This is a genomic window from Exiguobacterium sp. KJ 601 (assembly GCF_027161185.1).
Taxonomy (GTDB): Bacteria; Bacillota; Bacilli; order Exiguobacteriales; family Exiguobacteriaceae; genus Exiguobacterium; species Exiguobacterium profundum.
Window position 1 is genome coordinate 101,167 of record NZ_JADHZG010000003.1, and the last position, 25,540, is coordinate 126,706.

22 protein-coding genes, 2 tRNA genes and 1 other annotated feature are annotated in these 25,540 nt (G+C 46.8%); of the genes, 18 read left to right on the forward strand and 6 right to left on the reverse strand.

Annotation, left to right across the window (positions count from 1 at the left end; genetic code table 11):
- Positions 1 to 322 precede the first annotated feature (322 nt).
- From IRJ25_RS12695 to IRJ25_RS12705, 3 genes are all read right to left on the reverse strand, one after another.
- Positions 323 to 1,123 (reverse strand): MBL fold metallo-hydrolase, encoded by an 801-nt coding sequence (locus IRJ25_RS12695; RefSeq protein WP_196431586.1) that lies wholly within the window; start codon positions 1,121 to 1,123, stop codon positions 323 to 325.
- Positions 1,124 to 1,280: 157 nt separating this feature from the next.
- A tRNA-Gly gene (locus IRJ25_RS12700) sits at positions 1,281 to 1,354 on the reverse strand.
- A gap of 15 nt (positions 1,355 to 1,369) precedes the next feature.
- Positions 1,370 to 1,443, reverse strand: a tRNA-Gly gene (locus tag IRJ25_RS12705).
- 138 nt (positions 1,444 to 1,581) lie between these two features.
- Here IRJ25_RS12705 and IRJ25_RS12710 point away from each other — a divergent pair.
- Genes IRJ25_RS12710 through IRJ25_RS12720 form a run of 3 tightly spaced genes read left to right on the forward strand, consistent with a single transcriptional unit; the run spans position 1,582 to position 2,908 of the window.
- Complete coding sequence (locus tag IRJ25_RS12710; RefSeq protein ID WP_031421018.1) at positions 1,582 to 1,941, forward strand: hypothetical protein; 360 nt, start codon at positions 1,582 to 1,584, stop codon at positions 1,939 to 1,941.
- Between the two features lie 2 nt (positions 1,942 to 1,943).
- Positions 1,944 to 2,498 carry a hypothetical protein gene (locus IRJ25_RS12715; protein ID WP_148209495.1) on the forward strand — a complete coding sequence of 185 codons (555 nt, stop codon included), beginning with the start codon at positions 1,944 to 1,946 and terminating at the stop codon, positions 2,496 to 2,498.
- Positions 2,495 to 2,908 (forward strand): DUF3805 domain-containing protein, encoded by a 414-nt coding sequence (locus IRJ25_RS12720; RefSeq protein WP_074037765.1) that lies wholly within the window; start codon positions 2,495 to 2,497, stop codon positions 2,906 to 2,908. The genes IRJ25_RS12715 and IRJ25_RS12720 overlap by 4 nt, the downstream gene beginning before the upstream one ends.
- 38 nt (positions 2,909 to 2,946) lie before the next feature.
- Here the strand turns inward: IRJ25_RS12720 and IRJ25_RS12725 are convergent, their stop codons facing one another.
- The 3 genes from IRJ25_RS12725 to IRJ25_RS12735 form a co-directional block, all read right to left on the reverse strand.
- Positions 2,947 to 5,916, reverse strand: coding sequence for an SH3 domain-containing protein (locus tag IRJ25_RS12725; RefSeq protein ID WP_214691471.1), 2,970 nt, complete (start codon positions 5,914 to 5,916; stop codon positions 2,947 to 2,949).
- A gap of 170 nt (positions 5,917 to 6,086) precedes the next feature.
- Positions 6,087 to 6,995, reverse strand: a complete 909-nt coding sequence (locus tag IRJ25_RS12730; protein WP_214691472.1) for an alpha/beta fold hydrolase — start codon at positions 6,993 to 6,995, stop codon at positions 6,087 to 6,089.
- A gap of 14 nt (positions 6,996 to 7,009) precedes the next feature.
- The gene (locus IRJ25_RS12735; RefSeq protein ID WP_269318407.1) at positions 7,010 to 8,695 is read right to left on the reverse strand and encodes a formate--tetrahydrofolate ligase; all 1,686 of its coding nucleotides are present in this window, start codon (positions 8,693 to 8,695) and stop codon (positions 7,010 to 7,012) included.
- 244 nt (positions 8,696 to 8,939) lie between these two features.
- On the opposite strand from IRJ25_RS12735, the gene IRJ25_RS12740 reads away from it, so the two are divergent.
- The 15 genes from IRJ25_RS12740 to IRJ25_RS12810 all read left to right on the forward strand — a co-directional run bounded on the left by IRJ25_RS12740 (position 8,940) and on the right by IRJ25_RS12810 (position 25,503).
- On the forward strand, positions 8,940 to 9,845 hold the full coding sequence (locus IRJ25_RS12740; RefSeq protein ID WP_196431582.1) for a carbohydrate ABC transporter permease: 906 nt from the start codon (positions 8,940 to 8,942) through the stop codon (positions 9,843 to 9,845).
- Positions 9,842 to 10,744, forward strand: coding sequence for a carbohydrate ABC transporter permease (locus tag IRJ25_RS12745; protein WP_269318408.1), 903 nt, complete (start codon positions 9,842 to 9,844; stop codon positions 10,742 to 10,744). Before IRJ25_RS12740 ends, IRJ25_RS12745 begins: the two co-directional genes overlap by 4 nt.
- Positions 10,745 to 10,848: 104 nt before the next feature.
- Positions 10,849 to 11,089, forward strand: a binding site (T-box leader).
- 69 nt (positions 11,090 to 11,158) lie between these two features.
- Positions 11,159 to 12,139 carry an aspartate--ammonia ligase gene (gene asnA / locus IRJ25_RS12750; RefSeq protein ID WP_074037761.1) on the forward strand — a complete coding sequence of 327 codons (981 nt, stop codon included), beginning with the start codon at positions 11,159 to 11,161 and terminating at the stop codon, positions 12,137 to 12,139.
- Between the two features lie 159 nt (positions 12,140 to 12,298).
- Positions 12,299 to 13,591: an ABC transporter substrate-binding protein gene (locus IRJ25_RS12755; RefSeq protein WP_269318409.1), complete on the forward strand. Its 1,293-nt coding sequence runs from the start codon at positions 12,299 to 12,301 to the stop codon at positions 13,589 to 13,591.
- Between the two features lie 146 nt (positions 13,592 to 13,737).
- Positions 13,738 to 14,922, forward strand: coding sequence for a right-handed parallel beta-helix repeat-containing protein (locus IRJ25_RS12760; RefSeq protein WP_269318410.1), 1,185 nt, complete (start codon positions 13,738 to 13,740; stop codon positions 14,920 to 14,922).
- Positions 14,909 to 15,457, forward strand: coding sequence for a nitrous oxide reductase accessory protein NosL (locus IRJ25_RS12765; protein WP_269318412.1), 549 nt, complete (start codon positions 14,909 to 14,911; stop codon positions 15,455 to 15,457). The genes IRJ25_RS12760 and IRJ25_RS12765 overlap by 14 nt, the downstream gene beginning before the upstream one ends.
- 3 nt (positions 15,458 to 15,460) lie before the next feature.
- Positions 15,461 to 16,258, forward strand: a complete 798-nt coding sequence (locus IRJ25_RS12770) for an ABC transporter permease (RefSeq protein ID WP_264093219.1) — start codon at positions 15,461 to 15,463, stop codon at positions 16,256 to 16,258.
- Positions 16,251 to 16,970 carry an ABC transporter ATP-binding protein gene (locus tag IRJ25_RS12775; RefSeq protein ID WP_214691477.1) on the forward strand — a complete coding sequence of 240 codons (720 nt, stop codon included), beginning with the start codon at positions 16,251 to 16,253 and terminating at the stop codon, positions 16,968 to 16,970. The genes IRJ25_RS12770 and IRJ25_RS12775 overlap by 8 nt, the downstream gene beginning before the upstream one ends.
- Positions 16,971 to 17,033: 63 nt before the next feature.
- Entirely contained in the window at positions 17,034 to 18,494 is a 1,461-nt protein-coding gene (locus tag IRJ25_RS12780) for an MDR family MFS transporter (RefSeq protein ID WP_269318413.1), read from the forward strand.
- 37 nt (positions 18,495 to 18,531) lie between these two features.
- Complete coding sequence (locus tag IRJ25_RS12785) at positions 18,532 to 19,632, forward strand: PQQ-dependent sugar dehydrogenase (RefSeq protein WP_269318415.1); 1,101 nt, start codon at positions 18,532 to 18,534, stop codon at positions 19,630 to 19,632.
- A gap of 98 nt (positions 19,633 to 19,730) precedes the next feature.
- On the forward strand, positions 19,731 to 20,945 hold the full coding sequence (locus IRJ25_RS12790) for a M48 family metallopeptidase (protein WP_269318416.1): 1,215 nt from the start codon (positions 19,731 to 19,733) through the stop codon (positions 20,943 to 20,945).
- Positions 20,946 to 21,048: 103 nt separating this feature from the next.
- Positions 21,049 to 22,800: a sensor histidine kinase gene (locus tag IRJ25_RS12795; RefSeq protein WP_084543115.1), complete on the forward strand. Its 1,752-nt coding sequence runs from the start codon at positions 21,049 to 21,051 to the stop codon at positions 22,798 to 22,800.
- Entirely contained in the window at positions 22,797 to 23,507 is a 711-nt protein-coding gene (locus IRJ25_RS12800; RefSeq protein ID WP_214784775.1) for a response regulator transcription factor, read from the forward strand. Before IRJ25_RS12795 ends, IRJ25_RS12800 begins: the two co-directional genes overlap by 4 nt.
- Before the next feature lie 15 nt (positions 23,508 to 23,522).
- The gene (gene deoD, locus IRJ25_RS12805; RefSeq protein ID WP_015880817.1) at positions 23,523 to 24,236 is read left to right on the forward strand and encodes a purine-nucleoside phosphorylase; all 714 of its coding nucleotides are present in this window, start codon (positions 23,523 to 23,525) and stop codon (positions 24,234 to 24,236) included.
- Positions 24,237 to 24,357: 121 nt separating this feature from the next.
- Entirely contained in the window at positions 24,358 to 25,503 is a 1,146-nt protein-coding gene (locus IRJ25_RS12810) for an MFS transporter (protein WP_269318419.1), read from the forward strand.
- Positions 25,504 to 25,540: the final 37 nt, after the last annotated feature.

Genomic DNA, 25,540 nt, shown 5'->3' on the forward strand with positions numbered 1-25,540 from the left:
CACGTGTCTGTCTAATCACTATAGGGACGTTGTATCAAAAAACGATAGAGGTTAAATGCGGGAAATGTGAAGAAAGTTTGAAGAAAACGCTTTCTTTTTTTGAAATGGTCTTTTATAATGAAACCACGGGGTGATTATGACGAAACTGTGAACAATGGGGGGATGGTCATGTTTTCTTCTGCAATGATTGGGTTACTCGCTCTGACGGGAGTAACGATCTATGGGGTTGACCGTATGTTCACGGTCCGCTCAGAACGCGTCACAAAGAAATAGGTCTACATAGGGGGAAATCGCAACGTCTTGGGGAGACGTTGCGATTTTTTTATACGTCTTGTTGACGAGACCGACGATCGGTCTCTTTTTGTTCCACCATCTTTCGATTCCGCTCATGAACACGGTCAAAAAAAGCGTGCTCTGGCCATGCGGAGGACCAATGACGTTCTTCGGGGAGTGCCAAGATATATTCTTCCGCCGCACTCAATCTCTCAATCATGTGACTCCGGCTGTCGCACAAATCGCCGTGCCCTGGTACGAACCAGCGAATCTCATGTTCGTAGATGAGTGATTGCAAGGTTTGTAACGTGTCGAGATAGGCGGTTGGGTCGTGTTCGATAAAAGGTGGCTCGACATTAGACCCATAATCTCCACAAACGAGAAGATTCATGGATTCGATGAGAACCGACATATGTGTCGCGTCATGGCCCGGTGTAGAGAGGAAGGTCACGGGCACTGAACCGATTAAAAGCGTTTGATCGGGTTGGATGACCAAGTCGATGTCCGGTTTTTGAATCGGGTGATCAATATAATATTGTTCATAAAACTCGCGAATCTCATTTAATTGGTCAGATGAGTCTGCATCGACGAAAGCCTGTGAGGCAATCGTTGTGGCATCTGCAAAGCCGTAAGCTCCGATGATGTGGTCAAAATGATGATGTGTGAAGATGACATAAAGCGGCCGATTCCGACGGTGTAATTCGATGTCACGACGGATTGTCGCAATTTCTTCGGGGAGCCAGGTCGGGTCAATCAACAAAAGGGCATCTGGTGTATCGATGAGGGTCGATGTCGTTCGCATCAACGCGCTTTCGTATACGGTAAAGGATTGCAGCTTCGCTTGAATCAATGGAGTTCCTCCTTGTCTGTATGGATTCAATCACTCTTTTCCCCAAAACAATAGACGGAACAACAAAAAAGCAGAAAGTCGTGTGACTTTCTGCTTTTTGCAAGGTCTCAACCGTGCAGTGTATGTGTGCGAGATACTCTCGCGTATATGTCGATATTGGAGCGGGTGAAGAGAATCGAACTCTCGTCATCAGCTTGGAAGGCTGAGGTTTTACCATTAAACTACACCCGCATCAAAGAAAAAATATGGAGCGGGTGAAGGGAATCGAACCCTCGTCATCAGCTTGGAAGGCTGAGGTTTTACCATTAAACTACACCCGCGAAACGTATTAACTCTTAACGTTACTTTGATATAATAGCATATACGATGGAATTTGCAAACCCTTTTTTAAAAAAACTTTTTAGGTTGCAGAATCCTATTCACAACGCAGATAATAGAAAAAAGGGGAGAAATGAAATATGAGTGAGCGAAAATCATATTTACGACTGATGGGTGAAGGGTTTCGAATGTTGAAACAATCGAAACAAACGAACACGACGGTGTCTCTCCGAAGTTGGACGTTTTCGATCCATCATGAACAAGAATGGCAGGTTGTGTTACGAACGAATCGAATCAAGTGGGTCGGATTACCAAGTATGACGTTTGAGATTCATCCGGATATGATTCAAATAGGAGATCTTCGAGTCACCCGTCACGCACAATCGAACGAAGTACGTTTGACAATCGATGAAGAATGGGGATTGGAAAATAAGGTTGTTTGTGACAACCTAGAATGGGAAACGTTCGTCGATGCGCTCAAACAAGTGAAGGGGGAGTAAGCGTGAGTGGAGAGAGGTTGTATCGGATGGAAGCCGAGGCTCGAGGGAGTGCTTGGCGTGCCCGGGTTCTAACAGGAATTCAACGATTTCGATTTTATAAAGGGGAATTGCTTGCACCGACAAACCGACCGTATGTCGTGTTAAGCATCTCGCAAGATGAAGGAGCCCTGCCAGATTTAATTGAGACCGATATGGGTATCCTCTTGATCCATGAGCGGGTGGGACCTATCTTTATGAATGTCTGTCCGTATGACGTTCAGCTCGTTCGTGTCGAGCTTCATACGAGTACCGGGAAAACCGATCGTTACTGTGCGCTGAACGTCCTCCGCCGCTTTGAAATCGAATACCTTGAACATTCAAACGAATATCGTCCGCTGAGTGCGGATCGACTCTATTTCCTATCCAATCAAACTGTCCGCATGAACTTATTTGGACATATGATCGCCCAAGACGTAAATAGCCAACGTCTTTACGTGACCGAACGCTTGAAGTACGCGCTTCAAGCTAAAATGGTCACAGGGCTGGCATTCAAGCAAGTAAAGGAGAAAACAGCATGAAAGAGTACGAAATTGATGGGTGGTTCCGCCTGACGTATCCGGAACATTATGAATACAGCGAAGAGGAAGACTATGTGAGTTTTTACTCGACGGAAGCGGATGCGCAAGGGACGCTTCAAATCTCAATCTATGAATCAGAAGATTCGCAAGAACCAAAACAATCCGCTATGAGCGAATTGAATACGTTCTTAGGCGAATTTCCGATTGATGTAAAGATTGCTCCAAGTGTCACGACTGAAACGAGTGATATGACAACGGCCTACGCAAGTGGGATTGAAGATGGGATGCATTTAGATGTATGGTCCTTGACCGATGGGAAACGGCTCTTATTCTTAACTTACGTAGCCGATCAGGTGACCGATGAAAAGATGGAAATCGAGTCCATTATCGATTCGATTGAGTGGACATAAAAGGAGACACGACGCCAACGAGGCGCGTGTCTCCTTTTTTACTGATATTTTGGTACATCGAAGTTGAGTGTGTAAGCATCAAGTGATTGATAGATATTATAGATGCTTGTCGTTTGTTTTGCGGCCCATCCGATATCCGTTGCATATTGGTGCGTTCCTGGTGAAGAAGGATTGAAGCGCATCTTATACAGCGTATTTTGTTTATATGTCGGGTGATTGATATAGCTAGCCCCAATCCAGTAAGCTCCTCCGATAATCGCTTCTTTAGGAGAGAACCACTTTTGTTGGAAGGCGTATTTGGCGCCGTTTCCAAGAGGGTTGCTATCTGTTGCTTGAATACCGTACATATTATAGACGGTTGCGGCAACAGGACGTTCCGGATAAATCCGATTCCCACTCGAGTTAATTAATGCATTCCCATCTTTATCGACAGGAACTCCTTTTGCGAGAAGGGATGTACCATGTCCAGTTTCAAGGATGGCATGCGAGAGAAGATACACTTCGTTCACGCCATACATACTAGCCGCATCAACGAATGCCTGACCTTGTCCGCTGAGCGTTCCTTTTGATGTGAGGACCTTGTTCAATGTTGTCGCAGTTGTCCCAGCGCTCTTCGATAAATCTAAGAATTGATAGAATGATCGAGAGTTTGCATCAATCTGGCTAGGATCGACGTATGGAAGAAGATCATCAACTGATGCACGACGCCAAGTGTTATCAAAGACTCGGATATTGTGTCCGGCCGGTCGTTTATACGAAATCGTATAGTATGTGCCGGATTGACCTGTAATCGTAACGGTTTCGCCTGTATTAATTTGACCGTACGCATGAGATGTTAAAATTGGACGGCTCAAAATGTTGGCGGTTCCGACGACTGAACTTGGTGTCACGTAACCGGTCATCGTGCCGTATTTTACTTTATACCAAACGGTTGACCCGGAAGTATAACGGTCAACGTATTGAATTGACGCACCATATGGAATGGTGACGAGCGAGGACGAGCTTGAAGAGGCTGTCATCTTCAAAGCGGTTCCTAACCCTGAGACAACAGTCATCTCAGATTTCACAATCTTTCCTGTCGATCCGTTGACACTTACCCAAGCACGAGGTAGGTAGGCTTCATCGTATCGATGTGCATCCGTTTGGGCGAATTGAGCCACTTGACGGTCTGCCATCTGACGAACTGTCATCGGATAACTAGTATACGAAACTTTTTTCGTGATACCTGTCGCAGGTGGGGTCGTTGTGACAGGTACGACGTAATCGGTATGAATATAGTTGCCGCTATACGTACCACTTGTAAGAAGTGCCCAGTCTGAACCGACAATTGGTTTGATGTTGACAATCGTTCCCGTACTTAACGTTCCGACTTTATTTGCTGTTGTCACTTCAGGCGTCGAACGAACGTTGAGGGGCTCGTTCCCATCTACATAGATACGAACTTGACGTTCTTCTTCGTATTGTTCGTCTGACGGTACTGTTTTCGAGAAGTAGTCCGCCGTCGCATAACCTGTAATCGGACCGTATTCGATTTTAAAGAATCGTTCCGTGAGACCAGGTTCCGACACTTGTTGAACTTTCGTGCCGAATGGAATGACCGCAACCTTCACTTTTTCAGCATCCGAGCGGTTGTATAAAACGACATCACGCGTTGTATAATAATCTGTTTTCACCACGACCTCTGGATCTTTTAATGAAAAGTGACTAGAACCTGCATATCCTGTTTTTCCGTCATAGCGAATCTTGAACCAAGAACTAGAAAGACCGCTTTGTGAAAGCTGTTCTACTTTTGCACCAAATGGAATTGTGGCAATCTTCGTCGCTCCGGCTGCAGACGAACTATACATCGCTACATTTCGAATCGCAAAGTATGGTGTGATCGTCACTTCTTCAGGTGCCTTCGTTGAAAAATGACGAGCGGCAGCGAAGCCGGTGACTCCATCATATTCAATTTTGAACCAAGAGTCCGATAAGTTGGCATCCGATACTTGGACGACTTTTGTTCCTTCTTGAATCGTGCGTAGACGAGCTGCTCCGGAAGCGGATGACTCATATAACACGAGGTCTCGAACCGCATAATAGGTTGTTTTGACGACGGCTTCAGGTTTTGATGTCGAGAAGTTACGCGCGGCCGCATAGCCGACCGTGTCCCCGTATTGGACTTTATACCAAGATGAACTCAATCCGTTCACGTATACACGCTTTACTTCTGCCCCAAGTGGAATTGTTGCAATTTTTGATGCACCAGTTCCTGAACTATTGTAGAGCGCGACATTCTTCACCGCGTAATATGTCGTGACTGCTTCTGGAGCAAGCGAAGTCGCGGTAAAGTTACGTGCTGGTGCATAACCGACAAGTGAACCGTATTCGAGTTTATACCATGAACCCGTCGCGCCTAATGAATCGAGGTAAGTGACTTTCGCACCTTCTGGAATCGTTGCGATTTTAGACGCACCTGAACCGGTCGAATCGTACAAGACGGCAGTTGTCGAAGCGTAAAACGAAGGACTTGTTTCGCTGAAGTATCGTGCTGCCACATATCCTGTATATGTACCAAATTGTACTTTATACCAAGATCCTGTCGCCCCGTGAGTAGATAGATGCGTCACGAGTGATCCTTTTGGGATGACTGTTTCGATTGAAGCGGACGTTGACATGGAAGAACGAAGATTGACGTTCATTTCAGCTACATATAATGAAGCGGATGTAGTAGAGGCTGTTGTCATAGATGAACCGATTGTCAAATACGTAGAAGAAACGTATCGTTTTTGACCTTCGAAGTTGATTTGTGCCCATTCATCGTTGACGGTGTATACATCTACCGTTGTTCCTTCCGTTAATTTGCCGACGATTGAAGACGATGTCGACGAATCAGACCGTACATTTAAAATGGGTGTGTTGACTGTTCCTTCGGATGTTGCTGCATATGATTGGAGTGGTGCGAGAGTGCTCAGTATCGTTCCTGAGACAATCGTGGCTACTCCTAATCTTGAGAGTGTCGATTTCAATATGTTACCCCTTTCGGATGAGAGAGCATGATTAAATTGATTGCGGTCTAAGTATAACGTACTTAAAAAATGGAAAGAAGAAGTAGAATTACAAAAAAGGTAAATGCTTAAAATAATTTTTCTAAAATCAGGTAAATGAAAAATCCCCTTATAAAAGGGGATTAAGTAAATTAATGGATTCTGTTTTGCTTCATCCAAGCAAGAATATCTGACCATACTTGTTCGCGGTGTGCTTCACGAAGGATTTCATGTCGAGCATTGTCGTAAGTGACGACTGCGAGCTCGACATCCGCATTACGATATTTCTTAATGATTCCGTTCAACCCTTCTCCGTCATGCGTGACAGGATCGTCCATTCCGGCAACGAACAGAACTGGAAGAGACTTCGGATGTTCATGAATCCGTGCAGACGTGGTGACATCTAATGAAGCGCGTGTCACTTCATGTAAAAAACCGAGGGAAGGCAAACCGCCACAATTTGGGTCGGCGAGATAGGAGTCGACTTCGTCTGGAACACTTGAAAGCCAGTCGCTATCCGTTCGAGCAGGTAAAAACTTAAGATTATAACGTCCGAATAACAGTCGTTCAAAAAAACGAGATTGGTGTGTTTCGTGTGTTCGTTTCATCGCGGTAGCAATTAAGCGATGCCCGAGTTCGCCTGCAACTCCTGGATGAGGAGGCGGGGCGACGACGACGATTCCGGATAAGGCGTGCCCCATGACTTGACCGAGCTTTCGAACGAGAAGAGAACCGAAACTATGACCTATTAGATATGTCGGACGATCATCCTCATATTGACGGATGAGGAACTGTGCATCCTCAACAAGTTGTTGGAATCCCGTTCCTGGCGTGAGATGCCCATATGTGCGTTGGTCATGAGCGCTTGTACCCGCACCACGCAAGTCACACACAAACACATCATAGCCATTATCTGCCATAAACTGTGCAAACTCAATATATCTTTCATGATGTTCGAGCATCCCGTGAAACATGAATATTTTTCCAATCGATTGCTCTGCCTGAACGTGCATCACTTCTGTTTGATACCCGTCAGGATACGTCAACTCCGATACGATCATGTGTCATCCCCCTATTAGAAAAGGCCGATTGCTTTTCCGGATTCGTCAATTCCCATATTGAGAGCTGCTGGATGTTTCGGTAACCCAGGCATCGTCAACACGTTGCCTGTTAAGGCGACGAGGAATCCTGCTCCCACTGAAGGTTTTAATTCGCGAACAGTGATGGTGAATCCTTGTTGATAACCGAATTTTGAAGGGTCGTCTGAGAGGGAGAACGGTGTCTTCGCCATACAAATGGGAAGGTCCGACCAGCCGTTCGCCTGAACATCTTGCATTTGCTTTTGTGCTTTGGCGGTAAACACGACGTCTGCAGCACCATATACTTCTCTCGCAATGGTTTTAATCTTTTGTTCGATCGAATCGTTCAACTCATACAGAGGCGTAAGTTTGCTTTCGTTCGACTCGACGGCGTCAATGACCGCTTCGGCTAACTGTCGACCACCAAGTCCGCCGTTTGCCCATACTTCGCTGAGCGAAGCACGAATACCGTGTGCCGCACACCAATCAAGAACGGTTGCAAGTTCCTCTTCTGTATCTGAATTGAAACGGTTCAATGCGACGACCGTAGGTAGTCCGAGTTTTTTCATCGTATCGATATGTTTGGCGAGTAATTTCAATCCTTCTCCGACTGCACCGACATTCTCGATGTGAAGCTGATCTTTTGAAACGCCACCGTGCATTTTTAAAGCGCGAACGGTTGCGACGAGTACGACCGCATCCGGATTCAAATCACCGACTCGAGATTTGATATGACAGAACTTTTCTGCCCCGAGATCGGCACCGAACCCAGCTTCCGTCACCACATACTCCCCAAGCTTTAATGCAGTCTTCGTTGCAATCAATGAATTGCATCCGTGCGCGATGTTTGCGAACGGTCCGCCGTGAACGAGTGCAGGCGTTTGTTCGAGCGTTTGGACGAGGTTCGGTTTAAAGGCTTCCTTCAACAGTAACGTCGCCGCCCCGGCCGCCCCGATTTGTTCTGCCGTGATTGGTTCTTTTTGATGGTCATAGGCGACTACGATTCGCTTGATGCGTTCTTCGAGGTCGTCCAATGAATCGGCCAGACAGAGAATCGCCATGATTTCCGAAGCGACGGTAATATCAAATCCGTCCTCACGAGGGACTCCGTGAGCAGGACCACCGAGACCGACCGTGACATGACGAAGTGCGCGGTCGTTTAAGTCAAGGACACGCTTCCAGACGATATGTCGGACATCGATCCCAAGGTCGTTTCCTTGATGCAAGTGATTGTCAATCATGGCACTGATCGTATTATGGGCCGATGTGATCGCATGCATATCACCTGTGAAGTGGAGGTTGATGTCTTCCATCGGGAGAACTTGACTGAAGCCACCACCAGCAGCGCCACCTTTTAGACCCATCGTCGGACCGATTGAAGGTTCGCGCAGACAGACGATTGCTTGTTTATCCAACTGGTTCAACGCTTGTCCGAGACCAACTGTCACCGTCGATTTTCCTTCACCAGCTGGTGTCGGATTGATCGCTGTGACGAGAACGAGTTTTCCGTCTTCCTGCGTTTTCACACGTTCGAGGACATCGTATGAAAGTTTAGCTTTATATTTCCCGTAAAGATCTAGATCATCTTCACGTAATCCGATTTTTGCTGCGATGTCTTTAATCGGCAAGGTTTTGGCTTGTTGGGCAATCGTAAGGTCAGATAATGGTTTCGTTGTTGTCATTCAAAAAGTCCCTCCGTTTATCGAACGATATCTTTCTATTCTCTTAAAATCATTCGGAAATTTCGGATTAAAATATGAATCAAGGCAAATCATATTTAATCCGTTCGTATTATCATTGATTTTATCATAACTCATCACGCCTTCAAATTCATTCATTCCGTTCAATATTTTCCACCCTTTCCGTCAAATGTATCCGTTTTCATTAAGGGTTTGACACGATACAGTGATAGTGGAGGCGATACACATGACTGAGACTACTAAACGGACGAAACGCAGAGGGAATTGGAAGAAACCTGCGAGCTTTATAGCATTTGTTGGACCTGCTTTTCTGGCATTTGTCGCAATCGTACTCATCCCATTTTTTAATGGCATTTACTATAGTTTCACTGATTGGAACGGCGTGACCGGAGAACTGAACTTTGTCGGATTGGATAACTATCATCGCTTGTTCTTTGAAGATGAGCAGTTCCGCGCTTCTTTTTGGATTACGACGAAATATACGCTTGTGTCTGTCCTATTGACGAATATCGTCGGTTTCTCATTGGCGCTATTATTGACGATGAACATTAAGACGCGAAACTTCCTACGCACAATTTTCTTCATGCCGAACTTGATCGGTGGCTTAATTCTTGGGTTCATCTGGCAGTTCATTTATGTAAAAGGATTTGCCTCGATCGGTGCGTTGACGGGGTGGAGCCTGTTCGAATTACCATGGCTCGGAGATGCGCAAACGGCATTTTGGGGAATCGTGATTGTCGCCATCTGGCAAGGTGGCGGGTATGTCATGGTCATCTACATCGCGGCGCTACAAAACGTGCCGACTGATTTGATGGAGGCGGCACGAATTGATGGGGCGAATCGGCTTAAGATGCTCCGCCATATCACGCTACCGATGATTATGCCATCGATTACCATCTGTTTGTTCCTGACCATCTCTTGGTCATTCAAAGTGTTTGATACGAACTTGTCGCTCACGAATGGTGGACCGTTCAAATCGACCGAGATGTTAGCCTTAAATATCTATACGGAGTCTTTTGTGAATAATAATTATGGTCTCGGGTCAGCGAAGGCGGTCATCTTCTTCTTGGTCGTGGCTGCGATTACGGTGACGCAAGTGTACGTGACGAAAAAACGGGAGGTGGAAGCATGACGACGGAAAAATTGGAACATGTCGAGAGAAACGTAGAGAAGAAACCGAAGCGCATCCCGCAGCGTCCACTTCGCCCGGGAACGTATTCTTGGAACCTTGGAATTATTGAGCTCGTCGCCATCTTGCTCGGACTACTCTATTTGGTCCCGTTCTATTACGTTGTCGCCAACTCGTTCAAATCGATGGCTGAAATCTTTACGAATACGTCCGCCTTACCGAACGAGTGGTTGACCTCAAACTATACAGAAGCATGGGAAGCGATGAATTATGGACGTGTCTTTTTGAACTCCCTTCTCATCACGGTCGGAGCGAATGCGGTCATTGTCATCTTCACCTCGATGGCGGCATGGAAACTCGTTCGGACGAAACATTGGGTTTCCACAATGATCTTTTTCTTGTTCGTGGCAGCGATGGTCATTCCGTTCCAGTCCATCATGATTCCGCTCGTGAAAGTTTCGAGTATCCTCGGTCTGTTGAATAGTCATTGGGGCCTGATCGTCATGTATCTAGGGTTTGGGTCTGGTATCTCAGTGTTCCTCTATCACGGATTCATGAAGTCGATTCCTGAGGAGATTGAAGAAGCCGCCATCATCGACGGTTGCTCGACATGGGGTGTCTTCTGGCGCATCGTCTTTCCACTTCTCAAGCCGATCACGGTGACAATCGTCATCTTGAACAGTCTATGGATTTGGAATGACTTCTTATTACCATCGCTTGTTCTTCGTGATGTCGAGTTACGGACCATCCCGCTCGCGACATTCTATTTCTTTGGACAGTACACGAAACAATGGGATTTGGCATTAGCAGGTTTAGTGTTAGGAATCGTTCCCCTTCTGGTCTTTTTCTTCGGCATGCAAAAGCATATCATCAAAGGGATCACAAGCGGTTCGATTAAATAACCCTCCCAAGGGAATCCTCCGTTCGCTACACGGAGGATTATTTTTTTTGAAAAAAATCGTTGACATTAATCTGAATATTTATAATAATGAACTCAATTCAATTGTGAACGACGTCGAAAGGACGAGTACACGAAGGTAGTGAGCTAAGCGATCCGGGGGTGGTGTGAGCCCGGTCTTAACCCTTCGTCGAAAAACTTCCTGGAGTCGCTACCCGAACGCTTTGCCAGTAGACGTAGCCGGACCGCTCCCCGTTATCGGAGTTACGAGATGATTGTCTCGAAAAAGTGAGTAGATTCGTCTACTAATTTGGGTGGCACCGCGGAACCGAAGTCTTCCGTCCCATGTTCGATGGGAATGGAGGGCTTTTTTTCATGGCTTCATTTTCAAATATTCCACAATTGGAGGAAACGGAAAATGACAACAGCAACAAGCACGATGAAAGAAAGACAGCAGACGATTGCAGCAGTAAAGGCACTCTTTGAGGAGAAAGTCTCACGTGAACTCGGACTGATTCAAGTACAAGCACCGCTATTCGTCGAATCGGCGAGTGGGGTCAACGATCACTTGAACGGTGTGGAGCGTATCATTCAGTTTGATACGATGTATCCGGGACATGAACTTGAAATCGTTCAGTCACTCGCGAAATGGAAACGTGAAGCGCTCGGTCGTTACGGATTCGGTGTCGGTGAAGGATTGTACACTCAGATGCGTGCCATTCGACGCGACGAAGAACTCGACGCGACACATTCTTTATTCGTCGATCAGTGGGACTGGGAACGAGTGATTGCTCGAGAAGAACGGACGATGGAATATTTGAAAGCAACGGTGGAGTCGATTTACGCTGCGCTCCGTGAAACAGAAGCGGAAGTAGAGAAAGCGTACGGTGTTGAAGCGATTCTTCCGGAAATGATTCATTTCATCACGAGTCAGGAGTTGGAGGATACGTATCCGACGATGACGCCGAAAGAACGTGAAACGGCTATCTGTAAAGAGTACGGTGCGGTCTTCATCTCACAAATCGGAGATCTTCTCGCTTCAGGTATGAAACACGATGGACGAGCGGCAGACTATGATGATTGGTCGCTTAACGGAGACATTCTCGTGTGGCATCCTGAGCTCGAGTCAGCATTTGAACTGTCATCGATGGGCATTCGTGTCGACGAAGTGGCACTTGATGCGCAACTGAAGAAAGCAGACGCGGAAGAGAAGCGCGCGTACCCATTCCATCAAGGAGTGCTCGAAGGAACGCTTCCTCTTACAATCGGGGGCGGAATCGGACAATCGCGTGTCGCAATGTATCTGTTGCGCGCGCGTCATATCGGAGAAGTGCAAACATCGGTTTGGCCGCAAGAAGTCATTCAATCGTGTAAAGAAGCTGGCATCAGCTTGTTGTAATATAATAAGAAGAAACACGGAACAGGACTCGAAAAAAGAGTCCTGTTTTTCTGTGCAACATTTTCCACCCTATCCGTCAATTTTGACACCTACATTGTGGAAGCGTTTTCATTTAAAGTTGAGTTTGTAAAGATGGATAAGGTTAAGGGAGGAAATGAGATGAAACGGAAGTGGAAATTGTCTACAGCGGTCATGACGGCTGGAATGGTCTTATCACTCGCGGCTTGCGGCGGCGGATCACTCACGGACGAAGGTTCTTCTGAAGGAAATGCAGATAGCGGCGACAAAAAAGACGTCACGTTAAACGTCTTCCAATTCAAAGCGGAGATTGCGAAAGACCTTGAAGCGATGGCAAAAGAGTATGAAGAGGAAACGGGTGTGAAAGTCACGGTTCAAACCGTCGGTGGTGGAGCAGACTACGGTGCGGCCCTCAAATCACAATTCGCCTCAGGAAATGAACCGGATATCTTCAACAACGGTGGATTCACGGAAGCACAAACATGGAAAGATAAACTCGAGGACCTCTCAAGCGAGAAGTGGGTCGGAGATTTGACAGAAGTCGCCAAAGAGCCGATGACGATGGACGGTAAACTGTACGGAATGCCAATGAACCTCGAAGGTTACGGATTTATCTATAATAAAGAACTATTTGAAAAAGCAGGGATCAAAGAGTTACCGAAAACACTCTCTGAACTGACAGATGCTGCTGAAAAACTTGAGCAAGCGGGAATCACACCGTTCTCTGTCGGTTATGCAGAGTTCTGGATTTTAGGAATCCACTTGTTGAACATTCCGATGGCGCAACAAGATGACCCGGATGCATTTATTCAAGCGCTCAATGAGAATAAAGCGAAGTTTGAAGACAATGAACAGTTCCAAGAGTTTTTGAAGCTGTTTGATTTGACGATTAAATACGGAAACAAAAACCCGTTGACGACGGACTACAATACACAAGTCACACAGTTCGCCCAAGGAGAGACAGCAATGCTCCAACAAGGGAACTGGGCACAACAAATGATCCTCGACGTAAATCCAGATATGGAGATGGGCTTCGTCCCAATCCCAATCAATGACGATGCGGAGAAGATGGACCGACTTCCGGTCGGTGTCCCGAACAACTGGGTCGTCAACAAAAATTCGAAGTATAAAGAAGAAGCGAAAGACTTCTTAGAGTGGATGGCGACGTCGGATACAGGGAAAGACTACATGGTCAACAAGTTCAAGTTCATCCCTGCCTTCAAGTCGATTGAAGCCAACGACCTTGGACCACTCGCAGACGATATCTTGGCGTATTCGAATGAAGGGAAGACCCTCTCTTGGAACTGGTTTAAGTATCCGGATGGAGCAGTGAATGAATATGGTGCCCTTATGCAGGCATATGTCGGTGGACAAAAAACAGGTGAAGAGATGCTTCAGGACTTCACGAAAGTATGGCAAGACAAAGTGAAATAAGCATGGCACAGACGGTGAAACGACCCCTTCACCGTCTGTGTTTTTATTATGAAGAAATTGTCACAGGAATCCCATATAAACCACACACATACCGGTGGGGGTTTCAGTAGAATGGATGTTGTAAGCGCTTATGAGAAGGAGGGGGCATGAAACGAATATTGAGTTGTATCCTATTTTTGTGTTGGGCAACACAGGTAGAGGCGGAAGAACACTCGATTCCGTTGACTGAACCCATCGTCATTGAGTCGAATGAGCATGTGGATGGAGACGGAAAAACATATACGAGTTGTGGCCATCCCGCATTTATCATGCGTGGAACCGGTGCTGTTCTCGAACGTGTATCAGTACAACAATGTGAGAACGACGATGTACCAGTCATCCAAGTATCTGGTCTCGGACATCAACTGCTTGATGTGTCGATCGAGTCCGCTGGTACTGGACTATTGATTGAGGATAGTTATGGAGTTCGAGTCACACGAATGTCCATTGACGGGAATGGACAGGCGGATGGGATGGTGCTCCTTGATAGTGAGGCGACCGAACTGCGTGGAGTTGTAGTGAAGAGAGTGAGAGACGGGATATACATAGAGAATGGATCTCGGCACACAATCGTTCGACCGGTCGTTTCGCATTCACGCTACGGCATTCACTTGATGTTTCCGACTGACGTGGTGATTTCGGTGCCCGAACTCCATCATAATTTGACCGGTGCGATGATTATGGGAACGAATCGAGTCGTCTTAAAAAATGGGAATGTACACGACCAGTTCGGTGGAACGGCGACGGGGCTGATGCTCTATGAGGCAATCGATACGACCATCGAGATGACGAACGTATCTGGAAATCATATCGGCTTGTTCGCGGAGCAGTCAGTAGGAACGATTCTTGAACGGAATACGATTAACGGCAACGATATCGGCTTTCAATTCAAGCAAGCAACGGGGATGATGATTCTTCAAAATAACCTGTTAGGAAATCGTGAACCGGTGACGATGGTCGAGTCGGATGACAACGTTGTACAAGGAAATGTCTGGGGTGGGACGGCGTTGGACCTAGATCGTGACGGGTATAGCGAAATCCCATTTCAAACCGAACCGTACTTGTTCTTATTAACTGATTCATATGAAGCGCTAGAATTATTATACGGGTCCCCGGGACTTCTCCTATTAGAAAACATTCTGAGAAGTCCGAACGATGTATCGTTGACGGACCTTTCACCGCAAACCTATACAGCAAGGTGGGAGTGGAGCGGTTCGATTTGGAATTTAGGGAGTATCATTTTACTTATTATCATTTGGATATTTGGGAGGAAACGACATGAAATCGTATAAACAAGTAGCAGGATTATTATCCATCGCAGGATTATCATTGGCACTCGGAGCATGTTCGAGTGCATCGGCAGAACCGTTTGAAATCAAATGGGGCGAAACAGAGTGTGAAGTGTGTAAAATGAAAATCATGGATAAGCAGTTCGCAGCGGAAGCCATCATGGAAAATGAAAAAGGATATGCGTTTGATGACATCGGTTGTCTCATGCGTGATTGGTATCCTGAACAAAAAGAAGAAGATATTGCTGCGATGTACGTGAAAGATTTCAATACGAAAGAGTGGGTCGAATTAGACGAAGCGATGTTCGTGTACGACAAAGAGTCGAAAACACCAATGGCGTACAATATTCTCTCGTTCGCGAAAGAGGCTGATGCTGAAGCCTATATCGAAGAGAATGGTGGAGATATGATGGACTTCGAACAATTGAAAGACCATTCGTGGGAGCGCGGCGAGATGCACATGAAGATGGATGGCGAAGGCTCAATGGATCAAGATAGCGAAATGGACATGGATACAGAAGAAGAAGAAGGGCAATAATCGATGTCACTGTGGCGTATGGAATGGGCGCGGAGTCTGAGACAGCGTGAGAACTATGTATTCTTAGTTATATGGATTCTCACGCTCGTTCTACTCGGAGGACTCGGACAAGCACTACCTGTTGCTGCGGACTATACAAACGTAAGTGCAACGCTCATCACGGTGCTCGGTCTGTTACTTCCTCTTTTCATCTTATTGACGACAGCGCTTCATTGGGGACAGGAACAGGAATCGAAGCGATTGAATCTCCTCTCAACATTTACCTATCCTAAATGGAAGTTGATTTTAGTCCGATTCAGTTCATTTCTCGTGACACAAGGACTTATTCTGCTGTTGGCTTTCCTCGTTGCTTCGCTCGTTGTCGGACAATCAAGTGAGACTTGGATGATTTTGTTTTCCTACGCCATTGGATTAACAATCTACGCGACAGCGCTCGGAACTTTGCTTGGACTAATCGCGCGCAAGCGGATTCGAGCGATGTTACTGGCCTTCCTCACATGGACGATCCTCGTGTTGCTTTGGCCAACGTTTCTCGTGACCATCGTTTCCTGGCTTCCTTACGGTATGCAAGTGAACGGCATGATTGTGGCGCTGTTTCTGAATGGATTTGACTTGATGCGTGTATGGGCCAGTACGATTGTATCCTCTTCAGATGTGTTTGGGGATGTCTATCTCCACCTGTTGAATTGGATGCATCGACCGATTGGATACGCTGGAGTCTGGTTGAGCTTGCTTACGGCAAGTGGTTTCTTGTTATCACTTGCCTCGACGGTGATGTACGGAGGGAATCGTCATGATTAACTGTTTAGATGTAGGGAAAAAATACGGTGATTCGTGGTCACTCCATCCCATTCGTGAAGACATCGTCTCGGGGAAAATCGTGGCGTTGTGTGGAAGCAATGGTGCCGGAAAATCGACGCTGTTGAATCTGATGAATGGTACCATCAAACCGAGTACCGGCAACATTCAATTGAATGGTTATACGATTAAACAACGCGCGAAATATAATGAGAGTTTTGGCTATATGCCGGATGATTTCTATTTTGATGAGGCATGGACAGTTGAGGAGACATTCATCTACTACGCTACCTTGCAAGGGGCACATCCGACTCTGGAGATTTTAAAACGAGTCGGTCTGTACGAGCATAAACGAAAGCGCGTCTCCGAACTCTCAAAAGGGATGCGGCAACGTCTCTTGTTGTCTCAAGCTCTTGTAAGCGAACCAGACATCTTGTTGTTGGATGAACCGACGAACGGACTCGATCCGCTATGGATGCAAATGCTCAGCGAACTATTGCGACAAGAGGCCAAACGGGGGGCGACCATCGTGTTTTCAACGCATCAACTTGACGTCGCCGCCATGTTGGCAGATGAGGTCTGGATGATGCGAGCGGGTGCTGTTTGTGGGAAGGTATATGTCCAAGAAGAACAAGCCGCATATGAACGACTAAGAGAATTCTTTTTCGAATCGAAAGATGACACTTGTCAAATGGACGCGGCTCGCACAAAATAATAGACAGTTGAAGTGGTGCTCGGAACCTTCCGACGCCACTATTTTTTTGGGGAGATGGAATGAATGAGAAAAAATGTGACGGTTGCCCTATTACTGGCAACCTTTTTAGCAGCGATTGAAGGGACGGTCGTATCGGTTGCGACACCGGTCATTGCCAGTGAGTTGAACGGAGCGACGCTCGTCAGCTGGGTATTTGCCGCTTTCTTACTTTTTACAGCGGTTTCGACACCGATTTATGGAAAAGTGGCAGACTTATTCGGGCGAAAGCGCGTCCTGTTGTTTGGAATCGGGTTGTTCACCGTGTCTTCATTGTTATGTGGGTTAGCGACATCGATGGAACAACTCATTGTCTTTCGGGCGCTGCAAGGTCTCGGGGCCGGAGCCGTGCTTCCGATTTCGATGACGATTATTGGAGATTTATATAAATACGAAGAGCGTGGGAAAATTCAAGGAATTCTAAGTGCGGTCTGGGGTGTATCGGGTGTGCTTGGCCCCGTCATCGGTGGATTTTTGGTCGAAACGTTGTCTTGGCGTTACGTATTCTTATTAAACGTGCCATTTGCGTTACTCTCGTTCATCATGATTATCGTCTTTTATAAAGAAACCGTCGCTGAAACGAGCGAGCGGATTGATTTGAAAGGTGCTCTCTTGTTCGCTGGAGGAACGACCGCGTTTTTATACGCCTTGATCACGTTCAGTGAAACGAATGAATGGACGACGACCATCGTCGGGAGTGGCGTAATTAGTCTTGTTTTGTTAGGGGGATTCTTCCTATCGGAAAGAAGAGCAACCTCTCCTTTATTGCCGTTTGATTTGCTCAAGCAACCAACGATTGCGGCCATCAACGGCTCTGTCTTTTTTGCAGCTTGGGTGCTCGTTTCAATGTCAGCTTACATCCCAATTTGGGCGCAAGCAGTATTAGGAAAAACAGCAACCGAGGCTGGATTCATGTTGATGCCGTTGTCTGTTGCATGGACATTCACATCGATTATCGGAGGACGGACGCTCGGTGTGGCATCCCCGAGACGTCGCGCGTTGGTTGGTATGGGGTTACTCGTCATCGGAACCCTCACGTTGACACTCTTATCTCAATCAAGCTCGGATTTCTGGGTATATGGTGCGGTGGCTTTGATTGGGGTAGGATTCGGATTGTCACAGCCGATGTTTATCGTCGTCTTACAAACCGTCGTTTCCTATCAGCAACGAGGAACGGCGACTGCGACCAACTCCTTCTTAAGTACGGTCGGTCAAACGCTCGGTGTAGCAGTCTTTGGAGCCGTCTTTAACTTTGTCGTACTCAATGATTTTAAAGAAAGCAGCTCCTTATCCCAAGTGTCTTTGGAAGACTTCTTCAATCAAAGTGTGACGGAGACGTTAAGCGCGTCTGTCCGTCTGCAAGGTGAACAGATTATTGCGACCGGACTAAACAGTATCTTCATCGGGGCGATGATTGCAGCCGTGATTGCATTTATCATCGCAACCCGTTTGCCGGCCCGCCCACCGGAACCTTCACAGCACTCGTAAAACAGGGGTATGATGAAGGAAAGGGAGGCGAACCGACATGAAACGTCAAATCGGGATTGTGACACTATTGTTTCTTATGGGATGTACGCCAGAACCGACGAACGAGGGTACGGAGCCACCACCTGCTGAAGAATCGACTCGTGATGAGTCGGCAACATCTGAAGAATCGAACACCACTGAAGAGACGGAACTGAACATCGGGGAAGTGACCGTCATCGCTGAAAATCTAGAGATCCCGTGGTCACTCGCTCGAAGTGCGGATAAATGGTTCGTATCGGAACGTGGTGGGACCATCACGGTAATCGATGATTCCGGTAGCGCGACGCAATCTGACGTGAACTTGGACGAAGACGTATTTGAGATTGGTGAAGGAGGATTCCTCGGCATCGCGCTGAGCGACGATTTTGAATCGAGTGGCATCCTTTACGCATATCATACGTACGGTTCATCGGGAAGAGACGTCAAGAACCGGGTGGTAGAGTTGACGTGGGATGGAGAACGTTTCGAGGAAACTGGTGTCTTGATTGACGAGATACCAGGGGCACGTTTCCATAACGGTGGACGTCTATTAGTCGATGGAGCGTATCTTTGGGTGACAACGGGCGATGCACTCGTGCCGGAACTTGCACAAGACGAATCCTCTTTGGCAGGGAAGATTTTACGAATTCCATTATCGGGTGAAGGGGGACCGACCGACTGGATTTACTCGCTAGGTCATCGGAACCCTCAAGGACTCAGTCGGATGGATGATACGCTTTATGCGAGTGAGCATGGGGCGAGTGGACATGACGAGGTCAACGTGATTGAAGAAGGAAACAACTATGGATGGCCACTCATTGAGGCAAATGAGGAACGAGAGGGTCTGGTCACGCCATGGTTTGAAGTCGGTGAGACGTCTTGGGCACCGTCTGGTATTGCGACCGATGAACGGTACGTATACATGGCGACACTACGGAACGAGCGGCTCGTTGCCATCGATCGTGAAACGAAGCAAGTCACGACAATTGTCGAAGGGGTCGGACGCATTCGGGATGTGTGGTTGAACGACGATACGTTGTATTTTATTTCGAACAATACGGACGGACGAGGCAATCCGCAATCGCAAGACGACAAACTCTATCAAGTGACCATCCGCTAGAAACTGACGAATCCGTCAGTTTCTATTTTTTTTCGTTGTTTCTTCTGGAAGGAACGGTATAATTAAACATGTATTTTGGAAAAAGAAGGGGAATTTAGATGAATCATTCAAACTTGGTACATAAACGAGAAAATTTATACTTCTCATTATTAGTCGCAGCAAGCGTACTCGTCTTGATTTTAGGAATCGTACTGACGATTGCATCGTTCGGTCTTTTCTTGTGGATCATCGGGACGATCGTAGCACTCTCGATGTTTACGCACTGGATTCAAATCGGGTATATTCGGACGAACGGTGTCAAGGTGACGCCTCGTCAGTTCACAGAGCTTCATGAGCTGGTTCAACGCGTCGGGGCTGAGATGGGGATTCGTTTGTTGCCAGATGTGTATATCTTACAGGCCGGTGGTGTGTTAAATGCTTTCGCCACGCGATTCTTCCAAAAGAATATGGTCATCTTATATTCTGATGTCGTGGAATTGACACGTACTGGACAGACGAAAGAAGTCGAGTTTGTCATCGCACATGAATTGGCACATATTCGTCGGAACCACGTTCAAAAACAATGGGTTGTCTTACTTGGTGGCATCATCCCGTTTTTAGGATCTGCTTATTCGCGTGCTTGTGAATATACGTGCGACCGGATGGCGGCGCATTATCTTCAAGATTCAGGTGCAGCGAAACGGGCGTTGACCGTACTTGCGATCGGGGGACCGCTCGCGAAAGAAGTGAATGAGTTTGACTATCTGTATGAAGCGAGCCGAGAGAACGGATTCATCGCGAAATATAGTGAACTGTTGTCGACGCATCCGACGTTACCGAAACGCATCGCGGCGATTGCGACACATGCGGGCGAAGAAAACGTACCGGTCTTTAAAACAGCGGGATATGTGAAAGCCTCTATCATTTCGATGATTCTATTGACTGTCATCGGAAACGGAGCCATCATCGCCTTACTCGTCATGAACGATGATTTATCTGATTTTGTCGCATCGGCCATGAGCGAGGATTTCGAAGAGGATTGGGAAATGGAATTAGGAGAACCGATTCAAGAATTGACGTTCATGAATGCGAGTTATGAAGAAATTGAAGCGGAACTGGCAAACGTGACGGATGTGAACATCCAAGACGAATATGGGGAAACACCGCTCCATAACTTGTTCTATAATGATGACGTCGATCCTGAGACGGTCCGTCTCTTACTTGATCACGGTGCAGACGTGACCATTGAGAACGAAGAGGGGATGACACCGATTGATGTGGCGCGAGAAATGGGACACGGTCCACAACTCATTGATTTAATGGAATCGTATTAATCATCACGTAATCCTTGTTTCGAAAGAAACGAGGATTCTTTTTTAGGATTTTTGCAAACGTTTGCATAGTGCGTGATATACTCATGAGGTAGGGGGGATAGCGGTGAATAGCATTCGGACAAAGTTAACGGGAATGATTGCATTAACCATCATCGTGCCAGTCATTATCGCGACAATCATTTCATTTTGGTATGTGGAGGATCGAGAACGTGAACGCGGTCTAGAAATGACGGAATGGTCGCTTGAACGGGGGACGCGTCAGATGGAACGCTATATCTCTGACTTGAGTCGCTTGCCGACTAGCCTATACGCAGATCGTGACGTATTGGACATACTGGAATACGGACCGGGACTGTCGTTAAGAGAAACGGAGATTGAAGTGCGACGAGCGCTCCTCGCAATGTATTTGTCCCGGGAAGACGTGGCGCAAATTCAGCTGTTGATGCTTGAAGACATGGATTCATTCGCAGCGTATAAAATGAAAGTATCACCGCGTTCCAAAAAAGAACCGAGCGCTGTCCAACGACAGTTGTTGAATAATCCGAAAAGTCGTGTCTTGCTTGAAGCGTCACATCCGCTCATTCCGTATCATGATTTCGGACCAATCATGACACAAGAAGATGTCGTCACCCTCCATTTCAGACTCGATAAAATTGAAACGGACGAACCGCTCGCGATTCTGTCGCTCGATATCCCGGAAGATCTGTTCATCGGACAGTTGGCTTCTCTTCAAAATAGTCCGGAGGAAAGTCTATGGTTCGTTGGTGAGGACAATCGTGTGTTCGCCCATCTTGGAGATGGCGAGATTCCTTCGTCGTTTCAACCGAGATCGCTCTCGACCGATGGAAATCATCATCAAATCACGAAAACATTTGAGTTCGACCATCAGCAATTCTATGTCGGGAAGTCGATTCCAGATCAGCTCTTGACGGAACCGGCTTCACGAACATCGTTCATTATTTTGTTAGTCGGAATCATCTCACTCATTCTGGCATTGATTGGCGCCACGTACGCCTCGATGAAACTGACGACTCCGATTAAGACGTTGACCTCGAACATTTGGCGAATTGAGCAAGGCGATATGACGGTCTCGTTCGATTCCCTCGGAAATGATGAGTTCGGCGTACTCGGGAGACAGTTCAAGCGGATGATTGAGCGAATCGACGATCTGATTCAACGGGAGTATAAGCTTGCCTTAGAGAACCGAACGAATGAACTACGTGCCTTACAGGCGCAAACTAATCCGCACTTCTTATTCAATGCGTTACAGTCGATCGGCACACTGGCTTTAAAGGGAGATGGCAAAACCGTCTATCGATTGATCACACAACTCTCTTCGATGATGCGATATACGATGCATCCAGAAGAGTCGATGGTCACGCTAAAGAGAGAAATCGAGCATTTGAACTCATACATTCGCCTGCAAGACGTTCGTTTTCCAAATCAGTTTCAAGTGAGCGTCTCAGTCCCTGAGGACCTCCATGAACTGATTGTTCCAAAGATGATTTTACAGCCGCTCGCAGAGAACTTTTTCAAACATGGGTTCGAGCGAGACGGCTCGGCTTTAGCGAATCGATTTGACGTGATGGTCTGGATGGAAGGGGCGACACTCGTGATTCGCTGTGAGAACAGCGGACGTTCCTTGACGACGGAAGAATGGGAACGGGTCATGTCACGTATTGAACAAGGGGACTCGACATTTTATGACACAGAGGGTACAGGATTACGAAACATTCGTGATCGACTCATGTTAAACTATAATCGGGAGGCAGAATTTATGTTGGCTACACCTGAAACAGGCGGTTTTCGAATCATGATGCGTTTCCCGGCAACGGATGAAGGGGTGGCATCATGACGAAAGTGTTGATTGTAGATGATGAATCTCCAGTAAGGGAAGCGGTGAAATTACTCGGCGAATGGGAGCGGTTCGGTGTGAAGGCCGTACTCGAGGCGAAGAACGGACTTGAGGCAAAGGCGCTCATCGAGCAGGAGCGACCGGCTTTAATTCTATCGGATATTCAAATGCCACATTGTGATGGAATCGAGCTGATGGAGTGGGTACACGACCACGCTTCATCCTCTAAGCTCGTTGTGTTGACAGGTTACGATGAATATTCGTACATGCGCCGGGCCATCCAGTACGGGAGCTTTGATTATCTGTTGAAGCCGATCGACCCGGATGTACTAAACGATACGTTGTCACGGGCGTTAGCGGGCGTGATGACGGAGTCGAGTGAAGATCCGATTGCCCAAATTGGTAAGTACATTGAACAGCACTTTGCGGAAGAGCTGAGTTTGCAAGGAATGAGTGAACGGTTTTACTTAAGTCGGGAGTATATCTCACGACGATTTAAACAACAATATGGCGTGAATCTATCTGAGTACGTGTTGACAATTCGGATGAATGAAGCAAAGCGCCTGTTAGAAACGAGTAGACAGCGTATCTATGAAGTCGCCCAAGCAGTCGGCTTTTCGGACGACAAATATTTCCGAAAGGTCTTTAAAAAACAAGTCGGTGTTACTCCGAACGAATTTCGGGAACAAGTTCAACGACAAGCTTAAAGGAGGAATTCAAACATGAGTGTACACATTGGAGCTCAAGAAGGACAAATTGCAGAAACGGTATTACTTCCAGGGGATCCGCTTCGCGCCAAGTATATCGCAGAAACGTTTTTAGAAGACGTCGAATTATATAACGAAGTTCGTGGCATGTACGGCTTCACGGGAACATACAAAGGAAAACGCATCTCAGTGCAAGGTACAGGGATGGGTGTCCCATCGATGTCGATTTACGTGAATGAACTCATCATGTCGTACGGTGCTAAAAACTTGATCCGTGTCGGAACAGCGGGCGGAATTCAAGAAGATGTTAAGGTACGTGACGTTGTTATCGCGATGAGCGCATCAAGTGAAATGGGACAAAACCGTGTCCGTTTCAACGGAATGGACTATGCGCCAACAGCGACGTTCGACCTCCTACATCGTGCGTATATGAATGCAGAAAAAGCGGGTATCCCGGTCAAAGTCGGACAAATCTTCACGGCTGACCAATTCTATCAAGATGATTTCCATCACTTCAAGAAATGGGCGGACTTCGGTTGCCTCGCGATCGAGATGGAAGCAGCAGGTCTTTACACGCTTGCAGCGAAACATAAAGTGAACGCGTTGACGATCCTCACGATCTCTGACCACTTGTTGACGGGTGAAGAGACGACTTCAGAAGAGCGTCAATCGACGTTTGATGAAATGATTCGTGTCGCTCTCGACACAGCCGTCGAAGTAACAAACTAAGCGATTTTCCCTATAGCCTTTGGCTGTAGGGATTTTTTGTGTCTAAACCTATTCATCCCTATGAAACGGTTGGAGCTCCAGCTAGACTAAGAATAAGATCACGGGAAAGAGGAATTGTCCGATGAAAACTCCATCACGTTTTATGTTATATGCAATCGTATTCTTTGCCTTTTTTGATTTATTCGCCCAACTTCCGATCATGAGCACATTTGCGGTATCCGTTGGGGCATCCTCGTTTATCGCTGGCTTTTCCATTGCAATCTATTCGTTGACGAACACGTTTGGAAATATGTTATCTGGTATATGGACTGACAGAAATGGTCCATATCGGGTTTTGGTTCTCGGCTTGTTTCTGACGAGCTTCAGTTTATTGGCTTATCAGTTCGTCGACTCAGCATTTATGTTGCTGTTTGTACGGTGTATTCATGGCTTTATGGCCGGACTCATCGTCCCAGCTGCATTTACGCTGTCGGCGAACGTCACCGCGATGAACCGTCAAGGTAAGAAAGTCGCCATTACCGGTAGTTTCGTCGGGTTAGCTGCCATTATCGGTCCAGCATTCAGCGGTATCGTCGCAAGCATCACATCGCCACCAACTGTCTTTTTATTCGTCTCTTTATTCGGTTGGGTGATTCTCATCGTGACGATTGTGACAATGCGAGGAAGTCAAACGGTCGAGACAATAATAGAAAAAGAGAGGACACGGGAAAAACCGGATCCGAAAGTGCTTCGTGCCTATTGGGGCGCTTTTTTCCTCATGTTTTCTCAAGGGGCGCTCGCCTTTTTACTGCCGCTCCATGTGCAGGAACTTGGATATGATTCACGATTGAGCGGGACATTGCTCAGTATGTTCGGCGTGGTAGCAGTCCTGTTCTTTTTATTGCCGACGAACCGATTGTTTGATCGATTCTCTCCGACAAAGTTGACCGCACTTGGGGTGGCTATCATCGGGATAAGCCAGGTGTTAATTGGACAATCGGGTGTACAAACTAGCCTGTATGGGGTACTTGCCTTATATGGTGTCGGGTTTGCCATTTTATTCCCGGCCATTAATACGTTGTTGATCCAATCGACCTCTCCACAAAATCGAGGGAAAGCATACGGGGCGTTCTATGCCTTTTTCTCTCTCGGAACGGTAGCGGGGTCATCATTCTTAAGTGTCCTTCCACTCTCGATCGTCCAGCAGTTCACACTGACCGGCTTGATTTTAGGGAGCGCAAGCCTGCTCTTTCTGATCAGCGCGCGAAAAAGAGTACGAATGTTTTGACACGAGGGAAGCAATCGCTTACTCTATGAAAAAGCGT